The 15,696-nt window shown below is 72.2% G+C and carries 13 protein-coding genes and 1 pseudogene; 6 read left to right on the plus strand and 8 right to left on the minus strand.

Annotated elements, in window-relative coordinates; all coding sequences use genetic code 11:
- The 3 genes from ADL34_RS27145 to ADL34_RS27155 form a co-directional block, all read right to left on the minus strand.
- Window positions 1-648: a dihydrofolate reductase family protein gene (locus tag ADL34_RS27145; RefSeq protein WP_062665005.1), complete on the minus strand. Its 648-nt coding sequence runs from the start codon at window positions 646-648 to the stop codon at window positions 1-3.
- An 88-nt stretch (window positions 649-736) separates the two neighbouring features.
- On the minus strand, window positions 737-1,135 hold the full coding sequence (locus ADL34_RS27150) for a contact-dependent growth inhibition system immunity protein (protein WP_063892366.1): 399 nt from the start codon (window positions 1,133-1,135) through the stop codon (window positions 737-739).
- 176 nt (window positions 1,136-1,311) lie between these two features.
- Window positions 1,312-1,983 carry a hypothetical protein gene (locus tag ADL34_RS27155; protein ID WP_062665007.1) on the minus strand — a complete coding sequence of 224 codons (672 nt, stop codon included), beginning with the start codon at window positions 1,981-1,983 and terminating at the stop codon, window positions 1,312-1,314.
- 110 nt (window positions 1,984-2,093) lie between these two features.
- Between ADL34_RS27155 and ADL34_RS27160 the strand changes: the two genes are divergently transcribed.
- From ADL34_RS27160 to ADL34_RS27170, 3 genes and pseudogenes are all read left to right on the plus strand, one after another.
- Window positions 2,094-2,507: a hypothetical protein gene (locus ADL34_RS27160; protein WP_062665009.1), complete on the plus strand. Its 414-nt coding sequence runs from the start codon at window positions 2,094-2,096 to the stop codon at window positions 2,505-2,507.
- A gap of 161 nt (window positions 2,508-2,668) precedes the next feature.
- Window positions 2,669-2,860 (plus strand): annotated as a pseudogene (locus ADL34_RS27165) (hypothetical protein); the annotation flags it as partial.
- A gap of 57 nt (window positions 2,861-2,917) precedes the next feature.
- Complete coding sequence (locus tag ADL34_RS27170; RefSeq protein ID WP_062665013.1) at window positions 2,918-3,310, plus strand: cupin domain-containing protein; 393 nt, start codon at window positions 2,918-2,920, stop codon at window positions 3,308-3,310.
- A 21-nt stretch (window positions 3,311-3,331) separates the two neighbouring features.
- Here ADL34_RS27170 and ADL34_RS27175 read toward each other — a convergent pair whose 3' ends face one another.
- Window positions 3,332-4,384 (minus strand): zinc-binding dehydrogenase, encoded by a 1,053-nt coding sequence (locus tag ADL34_RS27175; protein ID WP_062665015.1) that lies wholly within the window; start codon window positions 4,382-4,384, stop codon window positions 3,332-3,334.
- A gap of 25 nt (window positions 4,385-4,409) precedes the next feature.
- The gene (locus ADL34_RS27180) at window positions 4,410-5,417 is read right to left on the minus strand and encodes an NADP-dependent oxidoreductase (protein WP_062665017.1); all 1,008 of its coding nucleotides are present in this window, start codon (window positions 5,415-5,417) and stop codon (window positions 4,410-4,412) included.
- Window positions 5,418-5,695: 278 nt separating this feature from the next.
- Between ADL34_RS27180 and ADL34_RS27185 the strand changes: the two genes are divergently transcribed.
- The 3 genes from ADL34_RS27185 (at window position 5,696) to ADL34_RS27195 (ending at window position 12,411) form a co-directional block, all read left to right on the plus strand.
- Window positions 5,696-7,186 (plus strand): MFS transporter, encoded by a 1,491-nt coding sequence (locus ADL34_RS27185; RefSeq protein WP_062665019.1) that lies wholly within the window; start codon window positions 5,696-5,698, stop codon window positions 7,184-7,186.
- Window positions 7,183-7,767: a TetR/AcrR family transcriptional regulator gene (locus ADL34_RS27190; RefSeq protein ID WP_062665021.1), complete on the plus strand. Its 585-nt coding sequence runs from the start codon at window positions 7,183-7,185 to the stop codon at window positions 7,765-7,767. The genes ADL34_RS27185 and ADL34_RS27190 overlap by 4 nt, the downstream gene beginning before the upstream one ends.
- Window positions 7,768-8,139: 372 nt before the next feature.
- Entirely contained in the window at window positions 8,140-12,411 is a 4,272-nt protein-coding gene (locus ADL34_RS27195; RefSeq protein WP_062665023.1) for a discoidin domain-containing protein, read from the plus strand.
- A gap of 66 nt (window positions 12,412-12,477) precedes the next feature.
- On the opposite strand, the gene ADL34_RS27200 is transcribed toward ADL34_RS27195, so the two are convergent.
- From ADL34_RS27200 to ADL34_RS27210, 3 genes are all read right to left on the minus strand, one after another.
- Window positions 12,478-13,032: a TlpA family protein disulfide reductase gene (locus tag ADL34_RS27200; RefSeq protein WP_062665025.1), complete on the minus strand. Its 555-nt coding sequence runs from the start codon at window positions 13,030-13,032 to the stop codon at window positions 12,478-12,480.
- Window positions 13,029-14,588 (minus strand): mucoidy inhibitor MuiA family protein, encoded by a 1,560-nt coding sequence (locus tag ADL34_RS27205; RefSeq protein ID WP_062665027.1) that lies wholly within the window; start codon window positions 14,586-14,588, stop codon window positions 13,029-13,031. The genes ADL34_RS27200 and ADL34_RS27205 overlap by 4 nt, the downstream gene beginning before the upstream one ends.
- Before the next feature lie 4 nt (window positions 14,589-14,592).
- Window positions 14,593-15,696: DUF4139 domain-containing protein (locus ADL34_RS27210; protein ID WP_159038983.1), on the minus strand; the 1,104-nt coding region annotated here is incomplete at its 5' end.

Consider the following 15,696-nt stretch of genomic DNA (forward strand, 5'->3'; position numbering starts at 1 on the left):
TCACTTCCGCCAGAACAGGTGGTGCGTCACACCGCTCGGGCTGGGCACGACGTCGAGATGGAACCGGTCCAGCAACTCGTCGGGGGAGTCCCAGAGCCGCAGTCCGGATCCGAGCTTCACCGGAGAGACCGCCACATGCAGGGTGTCGACGAGGTCGGCGTCGAGGAACTGCCGGATGGTGGTGACCCCGCCACCGAGCCGGACGTCCTTGCCCCGAGCCGCCTCCCGCGCCTGTTCCAGCACCGTGGCAGGATCGCCGGAGACGAAGTGGAAGGTGGTGTCGGAGAGCGTGAACGAAGGACGCGCGTGGTGGGTCATGACGAACACCGGGGTGCGGAACGGGGGTTCGTCGCCCCACCAGCCGCGCCACTCGTGGTTCTCCCAAGGGCCGCGCTGGGGCCCGAACTTGTTGCGGCCCATGATCTCGGCGCCGATGTTGCGTGGGTAGTCCCGCGTCAGATAGTCGTCGAGGCCGCGGCTGCCCCCGGGATCGGTACGCATGGGCCAGCTGGCCGTGGCACCGGCCCACGCGAACAGCTTCGCGGGATCGACCCCGTGTCCGAACGGCCTCTCGAGGGTCTGCTCCTCACCGGCACCGATGCCGTCACTCGAGACATTGAAGTTCTGGACCCTCAGCAACTGAGCCATGTGTCTTCTCCTGGGTTGCGACGACGACAGTGATCAGACCGTCCGGACCGCGCGAACTCATCGGTGCGCCCGGGAACGGTCCGTAGTCCTACAGGGTCAGCCACTGCCGGACCTCGTGCTTCAGGGCAGGCGGCACCTCAGCCAGCCCGGCCACGATGAGGTGGACCTCCCGCCGGACTTGCGGGAGCCTGCTCCAGACCTCCACCCTCCTGGTGAGCACGGCGGCCAGCAGATCGCCCTCATACAGGTCACCCTCCGCCAGCGGGTCGATCCTCAGGACCTCCACCGCCAAGGGCAGGAGATACGGAAGCCCCACGTCCTGCCTGATCAAGAGCCGCAGGTCCTCGACCGTCAGGGCGGCGAGCGGTTTGCGGCGCAGTGCGCGCACGGTCGCCATCAAGCGCGTTTCACCGTCCGAGGGGACCGGCCAGCGGTCGTGCTCGAGCTCTTCCAGGGAACGGTCGCGGTTCAGTACGGGTCGACTCACCGATGGATCGTCCCACCTCGAACGTCATTCGTTCGGATGATGCCGGATGCCGGATGCCGGATGCCGGATGCCGGATGCCGGATGCCGGATGCGGGGGCCCGGGACCCGGGTGCCGGGTGTGGGGGCCGGTGCCGCACCTCGCGCGCGTTGTTTCCGCGGAAGCGGACGGCTCGGCCTCAGTTCTGGTTGACCGGCCAGACGGCCGCCGGATCGCACCGTTCCGGGCACGCCAGCAGGTAGACCTCGTTGCCCAGGAACAGCCCGTAGGCGTCCGGCCCAACGCTGTCCGGCTGTTCCGGCTGCCCGGGGTGGACGGCGAATTCCATGTCCTCCGGAACCTGGCAGATGTACACCAGGTCCGCGCCGCACGCGCACGTGTAGAGCTCGGGACCCTGCGCCCAGGACGGCGTGCCGCCCACCTTGAAGGTCTGGGCGCCCCGAGGGGTGTCCGTGAAGGGCCGCAGGGTCAGTGGAAGCGCGCGCACGGAGGGCTCGGCCTCCGGAGCCGGCCGCGCCCCGGCGCTCTGGATCAGCACACGCCAGAACGGGGCCGGGTGCGGCGGCTGCGGAGCGTCCCAGTACCGCGGCACGAGCCTGCCGTCGGCGAGCCGCGGATTGGACGCGTCGTTGTGCGCACGGCAGTGGAAGACCAGGATGTGGACTCCGCCGAGGGGTCCGAGGTCCGAGGGGATGTCGAACTGGAAGAAGAGGACCAGCCGCTCACCGCAGAAGCACTCGGGCCAGTCCTGGCCCGGGTCGAGGAAGGGCCAGCCGCCCACCGAGTTCCGCGCCGGACGGGCCAGCGGTTCGGTTCCGATCGCGACCTCGTAGGCAGACGGCCCCTGCATCCCCCTCGTCACCCGCATCCCCCTCGTCCTGCATGTGCGGCTCGTCTTGCGTTCGACCGCCCACCCAGCCTATGAATGCGGGTGTCGGCGGTGATCTCGGGGGGGTCGGTATGGATGAAGAGGCGTGTCTGCGCCGCTACGGGCTCCGTCCCGCCGGTGCGGACCTCGACGAGGTCCGTGTGCTCCTCGGGGAGCACGCGGCGCGTGAGCGACGGGCTCAGGGCGAGGGCGACACGATCCTGATGAGGCTCTGCTGCGTCCAGCTCTTCAACAGCGGCGCCCTCGACGACGTGCTCCTCATCTGGGACGCGAAGCGGTCCAGCTTCGACGCGGCGTGCTCGATCGACGTCGAGGTGCTGCTCGGGCACGGGCTCGACGCGACGAAGGCCCACCTCTCGGCCCACCCGACGCCCTCTGCCGCGGCGGCACTGCACCGACTGCGCGAGCTCGAGACCGCCGGAGTGTTCGAGGACTTCTCCGTGGAGGAGTTCTCCGCCTCCTGCGACGAGTACTACGCCGGCTGACGCACCCGTAGCGCCGCTCGGTCGCCCGCCGGGTAGCGGAAGCAAAGCCCCGTCGGCCTCTCCAGCCCTCGCGGGCCGCGTCCACCGCGGGTGTCCCCTGCGACGTGCGCCCCGCTGACAGATCCTCCGCAGGTGAACGGCACACCGGGCACCCCCGCTGGTACGGCTTCCGCGACTCGGTCGACGTCACCACCGGACGGGTCAGCGACTTCGTCCTCGCGCTCGACCAGGGCATGGTCATCGCCGCGCTGGCCCAGCGGCTGCGCCCCGGCCTGCTCCAGACGCCGTTCCGCACGGGCGGGTTCGCGAGCCGGGTGCGGCCCCTGCTGCGCAAGGAGCGGTTCTCGGTCTGAGCGGCCGCGCCCGCTTCCGTATGATCGCCCGCAGCACCTGATCGGAAGGAACGGCCCGTGGGCGACCCTGCTGGAGCGACCGGCCCGGAGGAGGAGCCGCTCGCACGGCTCCTCTGCGACGTCACGGCCCTCACTGACGCGCCCGCGTCGGCCGGGGTCCTCTGGAAACTCACCGAGCCGGGGCGGCAGCTGGACGCCAACGTGGTCCATCTGCCGCCGGGCCGGCGGGTCGACACCCACGTCGAACCCGACCTGGACGTCCTGCTCCTCGTCGTCACCGGCGACGGAACCGTCACCGGCCCGGACGGCGACGCGCACCTGTCCTCGGGCGCCCTGCTGTGGCTCCCCCGCGGCAGCTGCCGCGCCCTGGCCGCGGGGGAGCAGGGCCTGTCCTACGTGACCGTCCACCGCCGCCGTCCCGGCATGACCATCCGCTCCCGCGCGACCTGACCCGGTGAACTCCTCGGCCGGTCAGGCCGTAGGGTCCAGGAGGATCTTGCGGACGCCGTCCGAGCGGTCGGCGAACAGGGTGTAGGCCGCCGGGCCCTCCGAGAGGGGGAAGCGGTGGGAGATCACCGCTTCGGGGGTGATGCGGCCGCTTTGGGCGAGGGCGATCAGAGGCGGCAGTTCGTAGTGGATCGAGCAGAGCCCGATGTGGAACTCGAGCTCCTTGATCTGCGCGAGCCCCATGTGGAACGGGAACGCCTTGCTGTGGCTGACCCCGATCACACTGACCCGGCCCGCCGGGCGCACCGCCTTGAGGGCCAGCTCGATGGTGGCGTCCGAGCCCACGGCCTCCACCACGACGTCCGGTCCCCGGCCGCCGGTCAGCTCGCGGACGGCGGCCTTCGGGTCGTCGCCCTCCACCTGCTCGACGCCGAAGGAGGCCGCGAACGCGCGGCGTTCCGGCACGAGGTCCGCTCCGAGCACCCGCGCCGCTCCCATGGCGAATGCGGACTGCGCGGCCATCAGGCCGACCGGTCCCAGGCCCACGACCAGCACGGTCTCGCCCGGCTGGATACGGGCACGGCGACAGCCGTACCAGGCGGTCGGGGCGTTGTCCGTGAGGACCACGGCGGCCTCGTCGGAAATGCCCTCGGGCAGGCGCACCAGGTTGATGTCGGCGTGCGGGACCCGCAGGAACTGGGCCTGGCTGCCGGGGAGCAGCGGGCTCACGCCGTAGCACAGCTCCAGGCTCGACGTCGCGCGTTCGCAGCGGGCCGTGAAGCCGGCCGCGCAGGTCCGGCACCGGGTGCAGCCGACCGAGGCGGGCACCAGGACCCGGTCGCCGGGCCGGAAGCCGGTGACCTGGTTCCCGGTGTCCGCCACCACGCCGACGCACTCGTGTCCCGGTGTGTAGCCGAGGTCGGGGCTGAACGGCTGCCCCGAGTAGATGTGCAGGTCGCTGCCGCAGATGCCGGCCGTGGTCACCTCGACGACCGCGTCGGTGGGGTGGGTGACGGCCGGGTCCGGGACATCGCCGAAGCGGATGTCGTGCCGGCCGTGGAAGCTCAGGGCCTTCATCGTGTTCCCCTTCCCGTCCGCCCGCTCAGTCCGCGATCTTCAGGACGAGCTTGCCGTGGTTCTCGCCGCGGAACAGACGCATCAGGGTGTCGGGGAAGGCCGCCACACCCCCGGTGGCCACGTCCTCCAGGGAGGTGAGCCGCCCCTCGGCCCGCCACGCCGCGAGCCGCGCGACGCCTTCGGCGTACCGGTCGGCGTAGTCGAAGACGACCATCCCCGTCATGGTGGCCCGATTGACCAGCAGGGAGAGGTAGTTGGCCGGACCCTTCGGCTCGGTGCTGTTGTACTGGGAGACGGCACCGCAGACGATGACCCGGGCGCCGCGCGCCAGCCGGGGCAGGACGGCGTCCAACACGTCGCCGCCGACGTTGTCGAAGTAGACGTCGACGCCGTCGGGCGCGTGCGTGCGCAGCGCCTTGCGGATGTCCTCGCCGCGGTAGTCGATCGCGGCGTCGAACCCGAACTCGTCCACCACCAGCCGGCACTTCTCCTCGCCGCCCGCGATGCCGACGACCCGGCAGCCGAGGGCCTTGGCGACCTGGCCGGCGACGCTGCCGACCGCTCCCGCCGCGCCGGAGACGACCACCGTCTGGCCCGGTTCGGGCCGCCCGATGTCCACCAGGCCGAAGTAGGCGGTGAGCCCCGACATGCCGAGGGCGCCGAGGTACGTCGGCAGCGGGGCCGCCGCCGGGTCGACCGTCGTCACCCCGCGCCCGTCCGACACGCAGTACTCCTGGACGCCGAACGACCCCGACACGTGGTCGCCCACGGCGAACCCGGGGTGACGGGAGGCGATCACCCGGCCGATCGCGCCGGCCCGCATGACCTCGCCGATCTCCACCGGCCGGATGTAGGACCGGCCCGCGTTCATCCAGCCGCGCATCGCCGGGTCGATCGACAGGTACAGCACCTGGACCAAAAACTCCCCGTCGGCGGGCTCCCCGACCGGCTCCCGGGTGTGCTCCCAGTCGGTGGGCCGGGGCTCGCCCACGGGACGCGCGGCCAGACGTACCTGGTGATTGGTTGCGGACATGTGCGGCGGCTCCCTGGGGGTCGGCGAAGCGGTACCACGGGGACGGCGGCCCTCTCGCCGGGACCTACCGTCCAGTCGGTATGGCCGGTGAGCGTACGGGGGCCGGGCGCCCGGAGCAAGGGAGGGAGGGGGAATGGGGTCCACGTCTCGACGGCCGGATCCACGGCCGACCTTGGTGAATGGCAATTCACCAGATAGGGTGAATGGCCATTCACCCGCCATTCAGCCGACCCCCACCCGCTGCCTCACCAGGCGCTCCCCACTGGAGTGACGTGCCGATGGACCAGACCGCCGCGATACCCGAGCCGCTCCGCGAGGGCGGCCTCAGGAACCGGCTCACCGTGCCGGTGCTCGCCTACGGCGGCATCCTCATGGCCGTCATGCAGACGGTGGTCGTCCCCCTGCTGCCCGACCTGCCCGCGCTCACCGGCGCCTCGCCCGGCGCGGTCTCCTGGATGGTCACGGCCACCCTGCTGTCCGGCGCCGTCCTCACTCCCGTGCTCGGCCGGGCCGGCGACATGTACGGCAAGCGGCGGGTCCTCATGGCGGCCCTCACCCTGATGACGCTCGGCTCGGTCCTGTGCGCGCTGTCCTCCGACATCGGCGTCCTGATCGCCGCCCGCACCCTGTCCGGTGCGGCCGCGGCGGTCGTCCCGCTCTCCATCAGCATCCTGCGCGACGAACTGCCGCCCGAGCGCCGCGGGTCGGCCGTCGCGCTCATGAGCTCCACCGTGGGCATCGGCGCCGCCCTCGGCCTGCCGCTGGCCGCGCTGATCGTGCAGTACGCGAACTGGCACACCATGTTCTGGGTGACCAGCGCCCTCGGCGTCGCCGGTGTGACGCTGGTCCGGTGGGCGGTGCGGGAGTCACCGGTCCGGCAGCCGGGCCGCTTCGACGTCGCGGGCGCGCTGGGCCTCGCCGTCGGCCTGGTCTGCCTGCTCCTCGGCGTCTCCCAGGGCGGTCAGTGGGGCTGGGGGAGCGCCCGGGTGATCGGCCTGTTCGCCGGGGCCGTCGTCGTGCTCGCCCTGTGGTGCGCGCAGCAACTGCGCTCCCGGGAACCCCTGGTGGACCTGCGGCTGGTGGCCCGGCGGAGGGTCGGCCTGTCCCATGTGGCGGCGCTGCTCGCCGGGTTCGCCTTCTACGCCAACACCCTCGTGACGGCGCAGCTGGTGCAGGCCCCGAAGGCGACCGGCTACGGACTGGGGCTGTCCATCGTCGCCACCGGCCTGTGCCTGCTGCCCAGCGGCATCGTCATGCTGGTGCTGTCGCCCGTCTCCGCCCGGATCTCCGCCGCGCGCGGATCCCGTGTGACGCTCGCCCTCGGCGCCCTGGTCATCGCGGCCGGATACGCCGTCCGCATCACCGACAGCCGCGACCTGTGGATGATCATCACGGGGGCCACGGTGGTCGCCGTCGGCACCACCCTCGCGTACTCGGCGCTTCCCACGCTCATCCTGCGCGCCGTCCCCGCCGAGCAGACGGCCTCCGCCAACGGCGTCAACGTCCTGATGCGCACGGTCGGCCAGGCCGGTTCGAGCGCCGCCGTGGCCGCGATCCTCGTGCACCACACCCGTCCCGTCGCCGGGGTGCCGGTGCCGACCCTGCACGGGTACCAGCTGGCGTTCGTGATGGCGGGCGTCGTCGCCGTGGTGGCCGCCGTCGCCGCCTGGTGCATCCCCGCCGAACCGTCCGGCGGCGCCGACGAGGTCCGGAGCGCGGCCGAAGGCGGCACCCGGGGCGCGCGGGACGAGGCGCTGGAGGGAGCATGAGTGCCGTGAGCACTCCACCCGTCACGCCCACACCGGCCCGCAGGGACGCCGCCGCCACCAAGGCGGCCATCCTCCGGGCAGCCCGGTATCTGCTGGCCCGGCACGCGCACGCCGACATCACCCTCAAGGCCGTCGCGGACCGCGCGGGCGTCAGCCCGCCGCTGATCCTCAAGTACTTCGGCAACAAGGACTCCCTGTTCGCGCAGGTCATGTCCTTCGAGGCCGACGCCGAGGCCCTGCTGGCCGCGCCGCTGGAGCGCCTCGGCGCCCATATGGTCCGGCATGTGCTGGTCAGTCAGTCCGAGCAGGGCGTCGACCCGCTCCTGCGGATCGTGTTCGCACCGCTGCACGGCCAACAGGGCGACATCCTGCGCGCCAACTTCCGCCGCCAGGTCACCGAACGCATCACGGCGCGCCTCGACGGCCCCGACGCCGGTCTGCGCGCCGAACTGGCCGTCGCCACGCTCCTCGGTCTCGGCGTCGTGTACGGCATCGCGCGCGGCACCGACGTGCGCGATGCCGACGTCGACGACCTGGTCGCCCGGTACGCACCGGCCGTGCAGGCACAGCTCACGCCCTGAAAGTCCCTGCCGTCCGCACCTCACCGTCACGCAAGAAGTTGCGCGCATTTGCGTTCCCTTGCGTTCCGGGGGCGTAAGTGAACGGCATGCCGCTCCGTGCGCGCAGGGATGGGTGATGCGCTTGAACGGCTCCCGATGACACGCCTATTGAGGGTCGGCGCCCCTGGATTCCGTTACCCCGGCGCCCTCGGTAGCCTCCGGTGAGTGATTCTGGTGGAATTTGTGCCGTCGCGACTGTAGACCGGCTCACAGTGCTCTGCAATATTTCGATGAATCAACGCAAAATCCTGCCCCTCACCGTGGGCCGGTCCTCCCCGAACGAGCCGCCCTCGCCGCCCCCGGCGTGCGAGCCTCCCCAGGAAGTGACCCCGTATGACGCGACACAAGCCGAGATCCCCGCAACGGCGCACGGCCCTCGCCCTGCTCGCGTGTGCCGTCGCGGTGCTGGGGCTGCCCGCCGTGGGCGCCCACGCAGCCGGCGGTCCTGACGCCGCCGCGACCGCCCCGGCCACGGCGGGCAGCGCCCGGCACGCCCACGCGGCGGCCGCCGTCACCGACGGCGACACCGACACCTACTGGCAGGCCGCCAAGAAGTCCGCCCAGTGGGTCCAGACCGACCTCGGACGGAGCAAGCGCGTCCGGCAGGTCGTGCTGCGCCTGCCCGAACACTGGGAGACCCGCAGGCAGACGCTGGCCCTGCAGGGCAGCGCCGACGGGAAGACGTTCGCCACGCTCAAGCCGTCGGCGCCGTACGTCTTCAGCCCCGGCAACGACAACACCGTACGCATCGACGTCCCGGCCACGCTGGCCCGTTACGTCCGGGCGGACTTCAGCGCCAACTCGGTCGCCGGCACCGCCCAGCTCGCCGAGATGCAGGTCCTCACGACCTCAGCCGCCACTCCCAACCTGGCGCAGGGCAGGCCGTTCACCGAGAGCGGGCACGCCGACGTCTACGGTGCCGCGAACGCGGGTGACGGCAACCGGGCCACCTACTGGGAGAGCAGGAACAACGCCTTCCCGCAGTGGCTCCAGGTCGACCTCGGCTCGTCCGTCAAGGTGAACCAGGTGACGCTGCGGCTGCCCGCCGGCTGGCCGAGCCGCAGCCAGACCCTCAAGCTCCAGGGGTCGACCGACAACCAGAACTTCACCGACCTGACCGCCTCCAAGGCGTACACCTTCGACAGCGGCAACGACCAGTCGGCGACGCTCTCCTTCGACGCGACGACGACCCGGTACGTCCGCGTACTGATCACCGCCAACACCGGCTGGCCGGCGGGGCAGGTCTCCGAGCTGGAGGTCTACGGGCCCGCCACCGGCGACACCCAGGCACCCTCCGCGCCCGCGAACCTGGCCTACACCGAGCCCGCCACCGGCCAGATACGGCTCACCTGGGACGCCGCGCGCGACGACACCGCCGTCACCGGCTACGACGTCTACGCCAACGGCCAGTTGCGGGCGAGCGTCGCGGGGAACGTCCTGACCTACACCGACACCCAGCCCGCCGGCACCGACGTCACCTACTTCGTCCGCGCGAAGGACGCCGCCGGCAACGTCTCCGCGAACAGCGACAGCGTCACCCGCAAGGGATCCGGCGGCGACACCCAGCCGCCCACCGCGCCCGCGAACCTCGCCTACACGCAGTCCGGCGGCGACGTGAAGCTGACCTGGCAGGCGTCCAGCGACAACGTCAAGGTCACCGGCTACGACGTCTACGGCAACAACCAGCTCCTCAAGTCCGTGGCGGGTGACGTGACGACGTACACCGACACCCCGTCCGCCGGGGCCACCGTCACCTACCACGTGAAGGCCAAGGACGCCGCGGGCAACGTGTCCGCGGCCAGCAACAGCGTCACCCGGCCCGGAACGACGGCCGGCTCCGACCTCGCCCAGGGCAAGCCCGTCGAGGCGTCCTCGTCCGTCTTCACCTACGTCGCCGCCAACGCCAACGACGGGCAGATCGGCACCTACTGGGAGAGCGGCAGCGGCGCCTACCCGGCCACCCTCACCACGAAGCTCGGCGCCAACGCCGACCTCGACCGGATCGTCGTCAAGCTCAACCCCGACCCCGCCTGGTCCACCCGCACCCAGAACATCCAGGTTCTCGGCCGCGACCAGGACGCGACCACCTTCGAGACCCTGGCCGCCGCCAAGGAGTACAGGTTCGACCCGGCGACCGGAAACAGCGTGACCATCCCGGTCACCGGCTCCGCGGCCGACATCCGGCTCCGCTTCACCGCCAACTCCGGCGCACCGGGCGCCCAGGTCGCCGAACTCCAGGTCGTCGGCACCCCGGCAGCCAACCCCGACCTCAAGGTCACCGGCATCACCCACACCCCCGCGGCCCCCGTCGAGTCGGACACCATCGGTCTCACCGCGACCGTCACCAACAGCGGCACCAGGGCGGCCAAGGCCACCGACCTCGACTTCACCCTCGGCGGCACCAAGGCGGCCACGGCCGACGTCCCCGCCCTCGCGGCCGGCGAGTCCAAGGCCGTCACCGCGAGCATCGGCACCCGCGACGCCGGCAGCTACCCCGTCGGCGCCGAGGTGGACCCCTCCCAGAAGGTCATCGAGCAGAACGAGGCGAACAACACCTCCACCCGCCCCGACGCCCTCGTCGTCAAGCCCGTCGCCAGCTCCGACCTGCTCGCCGCCCCCGTCTCCTGGACGCCCACCAGCGCCTCGGCCGGGGACGACGTCAAGTTCACCGTCGCCCTGAAGAACCAGGGATCGGTGGCCTCCGCGTCCGGCGCCCACGCCATCACCCTGACCGTCCAGGACGCCAAGGGCGCCACCGTCAAGACGCTCACCGGCTCCTACACCGGAGCCATCGCGGCGGGCCAGACCACCGCACCCGTCGGCCTCGGCACCTGGACGGCCGCGAACGGCAAGTACACCGTGAGGACGGTCATCGCCGACGACGCCAACGAACTGCCCGTCAAGCGCGCCAACAACACCACCACCCACCCGCTGTTCGTCGGCCGCGGCGCCGACATGCCGTACGACATGTACGAGGCCGAGGACGGCACCGTCGGCGGCGGAGCCAAGGTCGTCGGCCCCAACCGCACCGTCGGCGACATCGCGGGCGAGGCCAGCGGCCGCAAGGCCGTCACCCTCACCGGCACCGGGCAGTACGTCGAGTGGACCACCCGTGCCGCCACCAACACCCTGGTGACCCGCTTCTCGATCCCGGACGGCACGAACACCACCCTGAACGTCTACGTCGACGGCCAGTTCCTCAAGCCCGTCGACCTCACCTCCAAGTACGCCTGGCTCTACGGCAACGAGACCGCGCCCGGCAACTCGCCCGGCTCCGGCGCCCCGCGCCACATCTACGACGAGGCGAACGTCCAGCTCGGGAAGACCGTGCCCGCCGGCTCCCGGATCCGGCTGCAGAAGGACGCCGCCAACTCCTCCACCTACGCCATCGACTTCGTCAACACCGAACAGGCGACGGCGAAACCCAACCCGGATCCGGCCGCCTACGCGGAACCGGCCGGCTTCTCCCACCAGGACGTGCAGAACGCCCTCGACAAGGTCCGCATGGACACCACCGGCAAGCTCGTCGGCGTCTACCTGCCCGTCGGCGACTACGAGACGTCCGGCAAGTTCCAGGTCTACGGCAAGGCCGTGCGCGTCGTCGGCGCCGGGCCGTGGTTCACCCGATTCCACGCCCCCGCCTCGCAGGAGAACACCGACGTCGGCTTCCGGGCCGAGGCCAGCGCGAAGGGCTCGACGTTCGCCGGGTTCGCCTACTTCGGCAACTACACGTCCCGGATCGACGGCCCGGGCAAGGTGTTCGACTTCTCCAACGTCTCCGACATCACCATCGACGACATCTGGGTCGAGCACATGGTGTGCCTCTACTGGGGCGCCAACACCGACCGCATGACCATCAAGAACTCCCGTATCCGCGACCTGTTCGCCGACGGCGTCAACATGACGAACGGCTCCACGGACAACCACGTCGTCAACAACGACGCCCGCGCCACCGGCGACGACAGCTTCGCCCTCTTCTCGGCCATCGACGCCGGCGGCGCCGACGAGAAGAACAACCTCTACGAGAACCTGACCTCCACCCTGACCTGGCGGGCGGCCGGCATCGCCGTCTACGGCGGCTACGACAACACCTTCCGCAACATCCGCGTCGCCGACACCCTGGTCTACTCCGGCATCACGATCTCCTCGCTGGACTTCGGCTACCCGATGAACGGCTTCGGGACCGAGCCCACCACGATCGAGAACGTCTCCCTGGAACGCACCGGCGGCCACTTCTGGGGCTCGCAGGTCTTCCCCGCCATCTGGGCGTTCTCCGCCTCGAAGGTCTTCCAGGGCATCCGGGTCAACGACGTCGACATCAGCGACTCCACCTACGGAGGCGTGATGTTCCAGACCAACTACGTGGGCGGGCAACCGCAGTTCCCGGTGAAGGACACGATCTTCACCGACATCTCCATCACCGACTCCAAGAAGAGCGGCGACGCGTACGACGCCAAGTCCGGCTTCGGCATCTGGGCCAACGAGATGCCGGAACCCGGTCAGGGCCCGGCCGTCGGCGAGGCCGTCTTCCGCAACCTGCGGATGAACGGCAACGCGCAGGACATCCGCAACACGACCAGCACCTTCAGGGTCGTCGTCGAGTGACCCGGTAGCGCCGTCCGACCGAGCGGGGCCGTCCTCACCGGGGCGGCCCCGCCTCGCCGTGCGAGGTCAGCGCTCAGCGAGCACCGGCTCGATCATCGAGCGCAGACTCCGCTCGCCGAGCGCGGCCAGCGAGCGGGCGGCGATCCTGCCGTCCCGGTCGAGCACCAGCGTGGACGGGATCGTCTGCGGGCTCAGCGTGCCCTTCTCGAAACGGAGCATGAGCCTGCTGCTCGGGTCGTGCAGACTCGGGTACGTCACTCCGAACTCCTCCTCGAAGGCCCGGGCGTGACCGGCACGGGGATCGCCGACATTGATGCCGACGAACCGCACGCCCCGCGCCTCGAGGTCCTCGTGGACCTTCTGGAAGTGCACGGCCTCCTCACGGCAGGGCGTGCACCACGACCCCCACACGTTCACCACGACGACGTCGCCCCGGTACGAGCGCACGGAGAGCCGTTCGCCGTGCAGGGTACGGCCGGACAGGTCCGGCGCGAGGGCCCTGTCCTCCTTCGCCACCGTGGCGATGCCGTCCTCGCCCAGCGTGAAACCGCCACCCGCGTCCCCGCCCGAGCACCCCGCGACCAGCAGGCAGGCGGCCAGGAGAAGGAGCCGCCGCCTCACAGCCCCGCGACCTTCCCGCTCGCGGAGATCTCGTACACCAGCGTGACCGTGCGCTGCCCGCCCGGCGGCAGGGACAGGTCCCAGCGCGCGATGCCGTCCGCGTCGACCGCGTCCGGCTCCGGCGCGCACGCCTCCTTGCGCAGCCGTACGTCCACCGCGGACACCTCGGAGACCGGAATCCGCTCCCGTACGACGACGACCTGCTCACCCCGCGCGCCGGGCGCCGAGAAGCGGGACACGTGCAGACGGACCGTCCGTGTGATCAGCGTGCGCTGCGTCAGCGTCGAGGTGTCACGGGACTCCTCGGTGTGCCGGACCACCCGGTAGTCGTCGTGGCTGCCGAAGGCGAGCTCCACCGGGGCGCCCGGCGCGGTGAACTCCAGCGTGCCGCGCCCGGTGAACCCGCTGCCGCGGACCAGGTCCACGGGCCCGGCCAGCAGCGCGTGCCCGGACGTGTTGTCGAACCGCACCACCCGGGTGACCAGCGGCGACAGCTCCGGCGACGAGGAGAACTGGCTGCGCGCGGCCGTCGTCACCGAGGTGACCGGCACCCGGTGGGCCCGGCCGTCGGGGGGAACGGACACGGGCGCGGGGGAGTGCAGCACCCTCGTCCGCCCGCCGTCGTCCACTCCGGGCAGGCCGACGACCGGCGACGGGCCGAGCTCCGCGATGTCCTCCTCGCGCAGCTCCACCTCGACCGTGCGGCGCTCCTCCGCGGTGCGGTCCGTGAGGGTGAGCCGGTCCTCCGTCAGGCGCGGCGGATCGGTGGTGAGCGCCGAGCGGGCCGTGGACAGGGTGAGGCGTACGTCCGACCAGTCCTCGCCGGTGCGCTGCCACACCATCGCGTCGGTCTCCAGCGTCACCGAGTCGCCGTCGAGGACGGCCCGGTAGGCGGGGCGCCACAGCGCGCACGAGGTGAGGTGGGTCAGCCGCAGCCGGAGCCGTCCGGCGGCCTCGGACCGCAGGGTCAGCTCGACATGGCCGACCAGCTCCGCGGGCTGCTCCTCGGCCAGGGCGACGGCCTGCCGCGCCTGCGCCAGTTCCCCCGCGAGCGCCGCCGACCGGGCTTCGGCGGCCCGCAGTTCCTCGGCGCACGTGTCGCGTTCGCCGTCGGCGCGGTCCAGTTCACGGGCCCAGCGGTCCTCGTCGGTCTCACCGCCGCCCGCGCCCTCCGCGATGTCCCGCAGGAGGTCGGCGGCGAGCCGGCCGAGGAGGTCGAGCCGGGTGCGCAGCCGGTCGCAGGTGTGCCCGAGGGCGCGTTGCTCCTCCTCCAAAGCGTGCACGCGGGTGCGCAGCGCCGAGTCGTCCGGGGAGGGCAGCGGTCCGCGCGGCGTCCAGGTCCGCACGATCCGTACGTCGAGGACGTCCGCGTCGTGCTCGCCCGTCAGCTCGGCGTGGAGGGTGCGGTCGACCGCGAGCGCGCTGACCGGGCCGAGGCGCAGCCGCTGGACGCCCGCGCCGACGTCGAGGTCGGCGGTGCGCTCGATGTGGGCGCGGTCCTCCAGGCAGGTGACGGCGGTGACGGGCAGCGGGACGGGCCGGGTGTCCGTGGTCATGGTGTCAGCTCCTCCGGTTGCCGCCGGCCAGGGCCTTGGCGGCCGGGACGCGGATGTCGTAGCCGCCGTCGAGGGCGGTGCCGCCGCCGGCGGGCAGGTCCACGCGCCAGACGCGGGTGCCGGGTGCGTACCGGTCGGGGCCGTCCTGCCCGGGTGCCGTCCAGTCGGCCTGTTCGTCGACGCGCACGTCCGGTTCGGAGGTGACCGGGACCTGCTCGTGGACCTCGACGGTGACGGCGTGGTCGAGCCGGTTGGCGAGTTCGACGTGGACGCGGTGGGCGAGGACCGTCGTGTTGTTGCGCAGTCCCGCCGTCGACTCGTGCAGCTGGGTGCGGCGGGTGACCCGGACGCCCTCGGCGGGCCCCAGCCCCATCCGGCGGACGCCGCCCGGCGCGAGCGTGGGCAGCGCGGCGGTGGTCAGGAAGTCGTCGCCGCTCATGACCTCCACCGGCCCGGCCAGCAGGGCCTGGTCGGTCGCGTTGGAGAGGACGACCGTGGCGTACACCGTCTGCTCCACCGAGGGCACGCACACGTACTCCGTGCGCAACCCCACCGGGATCTCGGCCACGGTGACGGTGTGCCAGACACCGTCGGAGGGGATGTCGGCCCGGGCGACCGCGTCGTAGCGGTGGTCGAAGGACCCGGCGGACGCGCGGGGCCGCACGGCGTGCCCGGGCAGCGGCAGCGCGGCCACCGCCTCGGCCCGACGCCGGAACTCGTCCGCCCGCGGGTCGTACGACGGCCCGGGGAACAGCCGGCCCCGGCGGTCACCGGGCTCGTCGGCACCGGACAGTACGAGCGCGGCGTAGTCGAGCTCGGCCTCACGCGGCTGGGGCGGCGCGGCGGCGGCCGGCGGCGGGGGCATGGGGGCGGCGCGCCGCGACCGCATGGCCGGTGCCGCGCCCCGCGGGGCGGCGTCGAAGGCGGCCGGGGCACCCGCGAAGGCGGCCGGCGGCATGCCGTACGCCTGGGGCGCGGCGGGCGGCGGGGGTGGCGCCGCCTGGAAGGGGGCGGCCCCCGGAGCTGCGGGCCCGCCCGGCTCGGGCAGCGCGGCGGGTGCCGCGCCGAAGCCCGGCGGCATCGAAGGCGGTGGGGGCGGCGGGGGCGG

The organism is Streptomyces sp. NRRL WC-3605 (genome assembly GCF_001509795.1).
Taxonomy (GTDB): domain Bacteria; phylum Actinomycetota; class Actinomycetes; order Streptomycetales; family Streptomycetaceae; genus Streptomyces; species Streptomyces viridochromogenes.